This is a genomic window from Cellulomonas sp. P4_B5_2, from assembly GCF_056402235.1.
The window spans coordinates 1-3,590 of record NZ_JBFUHU010000357.1; the positions used below are offsets into that span (position 1 = coordinate 1).

2 protein-coding genes and 2 pseudogenes are annotated in these 3,590 nt (G+C 72.8%); 2 read left to right on the forward strand and 2 right to left on the reverse strand.

The genetic code is table 11. From position 1 onward, the window contains the following. A pseudogene (locus AC1DUQ_RS19315) lies at positions 1 to 894 on the reverse strand (peptidase M23); the annotation flags it as partial. A 239-nt stretch (positions 895 to 1,133) separates the two neighbouring features. On the opposite strand from AC1DUQ_RS19315, the gene AC1DUQ_RS19320 reads away from it, so the two are divergent. Next, complete coding sequence (locus tag AC1DUQ_RS19320) at positions 1,134 to 2,000, forward strand: alpha/beta hydrolase (protein WP_477061903.1); 867 nt, start codon at positions 1,134 to 1,136, stop codon at positions 1,998 to 2,000. Between the two features lie 43 nt (positions 2,001 to 2,043). Next, positions 2,044 to 2,142 (forward strand): annotated as a pseudogene (locus tag AC1DUQ_RS19325) (DNA-binding response regulator); the annotation flags it as partial. A gap of 56 nt (positions 2,143 to 2,198) precedes the next feature. On the opposite strand, the gene AC1DUQ_RS19330 reads toward AC1DUQ_RS19325, so the two are convergent. Then, on the reverse strand, positions 2,199 to 3,590 hold a 1,392-nt coding region (locus AC1DUQ_RS19330; protein ID WP_477074383.1), incomplete at its 5' end, for a multicopper oxidase domain-containing protein.

A 3,590-nucleotide genomic window follows, 5' to 3' on the forward strand; every position in this document is an offset into this window, starting at 1 on the left:
CGCAGCGGCCTCGGCGGCCCGTGCCGCGGCCTCGGCAGCCTCGCGGGCGGCTCGCTGCTCGGCGATGATCGCGACGAGCTCGCGCTCGACAGCCGCCCGCTCGGCGTCGATCTCAGCCTGCTCGGCCTCCGCCTGCGCCTTGAGCGAGGCGATCGCGTCCTGCCGGGCGCTCTGCTCAGTGATGAGCCGGTTGATCTCGTCCTCGCGCGTCTGGGCCACGCGCCGGGCCCGGTCGGCGGCGACGACGTTGGCCTCGGCCTGCTCCTTCAGCTCGGCGACGCGATCGGTGACAGCGCCCAGGCGGGTCTCGCTGTTGCGGTTGTTCGCATCGACCTGGCGCAGCTCGTCCAGGACGCGCGCCTGGCTGCGCAGCGCCGCATCGACCAGCCGGGCGTTGTCGAGGAAGTCRGTGGCGTCCTTGGCGTCGAGCATCACGTCCATGGCGGAGACCCCGGGTGCCCCCCGGTAGGCCTCCCGCGCCATCGCCCCCACGGCGTCACGAAGATCCTTCTCGTCGGCACGGTCGGCGGCGATGGTCGCGGTGAGGCTGCCTCGCAGGTCGGTCGCGTCCTGGAGTCGGCCGGCGAGGATGGCCGCCTCGCGCTGGGTGGCCTCCAGGGCCGCGCGCGCGTCCTCGAGCTCGGCCTGCGCCGCGGGCAGGCGCGCCTGGGTGGCCTGCAGGTCGAGCGCGGCCTGGCTCAGCTCGCTGCTGAGACCCTCGATGGAGGCTTCCAGCTCCTCGGCGCGTCGGTCGGCTTCGCTGCTGCGCCGTTCGGCCTCGGCACGGCGGTCGTCGATGCCGTCCGCGTAGCTGGCCCCGCCGGTTCCCGTCAGGGCGATCACCGCGGCGAGAAGGACGGCACCCGTCCGACGCCGCAGCCGACTCGTCGACACGACTGAGGGGACCGTCGGCCGGGACCTGACCGGTGTCTCGCGGGAGTGCAGCGACATGTGCGTGACGGCCGGGTTCGGGGACAGGGAGCGGGCGCGGCCGGAGGCAGGTTAAGCGCGGGTCGCCGCGTGGAGTGGTCCTGACACGCGGCCCAGAGCCCTGGACTTCTCGACGCACGACAACCCTGCGCAGCACGTGGAGCGTCTCACCGCGCTCGAGCGACGGGTGCGACGATCGGACCATGACCGAGCGGACGCGCGCTCGTCGGGTCCTGCCGCGGGTCGCCGCGGTCCTCACGGTCCTGCTCGTCGTCGGCGTCGGGCTGGTACTCGCGTTCCAGCGCTCGCTCGTCTTCGTCCCGGACCGGAGCTCCCCTCCCCCGGTGGACGACGTGCTCCCGGGAGCCAAGGAGGTCTCCCTGCGGACCTCCGACGGGCTGACCCTCGCGGCGTGGCACCTGCCGGCGCCGGAGGGCTGCACGGCGACGGTTCTCGTCGCACCGGGCAACGGTGGCCACCGCGGCTCCCGCGCCCCACTGGCCGAGGCGCTCGGCTCCGCGGGCTTCGGTGTCCTCCTGCTGGAGTACCGGGGCTACGGGGGCAACCCGGGGTCGCCGTCCGAGGCGGGTCTCGCCCGCGACGCCCGGGCCGCCCGCGAGTACCTGCTCGGCGCAGGCGTGCCCGAGGCGTCGATCGTCTACCTCGGGGAGAGCCTCGGTGCCGCCGTCGCCGCCGGGCTCGCCGCCGAGCACCCGCCGGCCGCGCTCGTCCTGCGGTCTCCGTTCACGACTCTCGCCGAGGCCGCGCGGGCCGTCTACCACGTGCCGGTGGGGGCGCTGCTGCGCGACCGGTTCGACGTCGTCGCCGCCGTGCGCCGGACGGCCGTACCCGTCGCGGTCGTGCTCGGGGACGCGGACACCACCGTCCCACCCGGCCTGAGCCGGACCGTCGCGGACGCGGCCCGGGAAGCGCCCCGGGAGGTCGTCGAGGTCGTGGTGCCGGGAGCGGACCACAACGACGCACCGCTGGTCTCCGGGACGCACCTGATCGGCGCGGTGGTGGACGCCGCGACCCTCGGGTCGGCGCCGCCGTGCGTCCCGGGCAGATGACCCCAGGTCCGTGGTCCCGGGATCCGCGCGTGCCGGCCGACACGTCGGGCTGTCGGTGGGCGCCGACGACTACCTGACCACGCCGTTCGGCCCACGCGAGCTGCTCGCACGAGTCCCCGCAGCCGGCCGCCGGCCTCCGGGCGCGGGGCGGGGCCGCACGAGTGGCTCGTGCGGCCCCATCCCCTGAGGTCGGCGTCGTCAGGGTGCCGCCGGAACCGTCACCCAGCCGGACCAGGTGGTGCCGAGCGCGYTGGTCGCACCGACGCGGACGTACCAGACCTGGAGCGCCAGGTTCCCTGTGGTGTAGCTCGTGGTGTTCGCCACACGGTTCGCGGAACCGGTCACGGTGGTGCCGTCGGAGCTCCACTGCACGGTGTAGCCGGTCTCGCTCGTCACATCCGCCCAGGTCACCGCAATCCGCTCTCGGGTGTTGCTGATCCGAGTCGGGGTCGCGGTCGGCGCCGGTGCTGCCGGAGCAGCCACGGTGACATCCACCACGGAGCTCAGGACGGTGCCCGCGACGTTCACGGCCCCCACCCGGTAGGAGTACGCAGACCCGAGCGTGACGCTCGTGTCGGCGTAGCTCCTGGCACCGACGGGGAGCGCCGCAACCTGCGTCCACGCCCCTGCGCCGGTCGAGCGCTGCACGACGTAGCCGGTCTCGTTGTTCGCGACGTCGTTCCACGCCAGCGCGACCCGCGGTCCCGCCTGCAGCGTCGCCGTGAGCCCGGTCGGGGCCGCAGGTGCGTTCACGGCCGCCGTGGCGGACGTGCTCTGCACCGTCAGGCTCGGGAACTGCCCGCCGTAGCCCACCGCGTTGCGCGCGACGATCCGGTAGAGAGCCGCTGCTGACGCGTTCGACGTCGGATCGGTGTAGGTGCGCGTCCCGGGGTCGTTGCCGAGGAGCGGCTGGACCCGTGGCGTGCCCACGGTGGTCCACGTCGACCCGTCCGTGGAGCGTTGCACCAGGAAGTCGGTCTCCGTGATCGAGTTGTCAGCCCAGGTGAGCACGATGCGCCGGTTGCTCCCGTTGCCCGTCGTCGTGAACGTCGGAGCGCTGGGTGCGATCGGTGGCAGCGCGAGGCTGACCGGCCGCATCATGTCCATCTCCTCGTGGCTGAGGATGTGGCAGTGGTAGACGTACTCCCACCCGAAGTTGACCAGCCTGTTCTCGATCGGCGTCGTCGGGTTGCCCTGGACGTCGAAATTGTTGAACATCGCGGTCGAGCCGATCGGCATCATCGGGCTCAGCGCCCGCACCGAGTTCGGCACCTCGAACGGCACCTTCGGGATGATCGGACGCAGCGCGACGATCGTGTCCTCGAGGGGGGCGATCCGGACCGTGTCCTTCCAGCCCAGCTCGTTCGGGTCGGGCGGGATGATGATGTTGTCCCACGTCACCCGGTTCAGCACCTGCACGTCATAGAGGTGGAAGTGGATCGGGTGGGTGTCGACGCCGTTGTGCGTGAACCGCCAGATCTGCATCCCGTCCGACGTCGACGACACGGGCGTCACCTTGACGTCCGCGCTCGGGAGCGCGGTGCCGTCGATGATCTCGGTCGCCGGGTTGACGTAGGGATACAGCGTGAC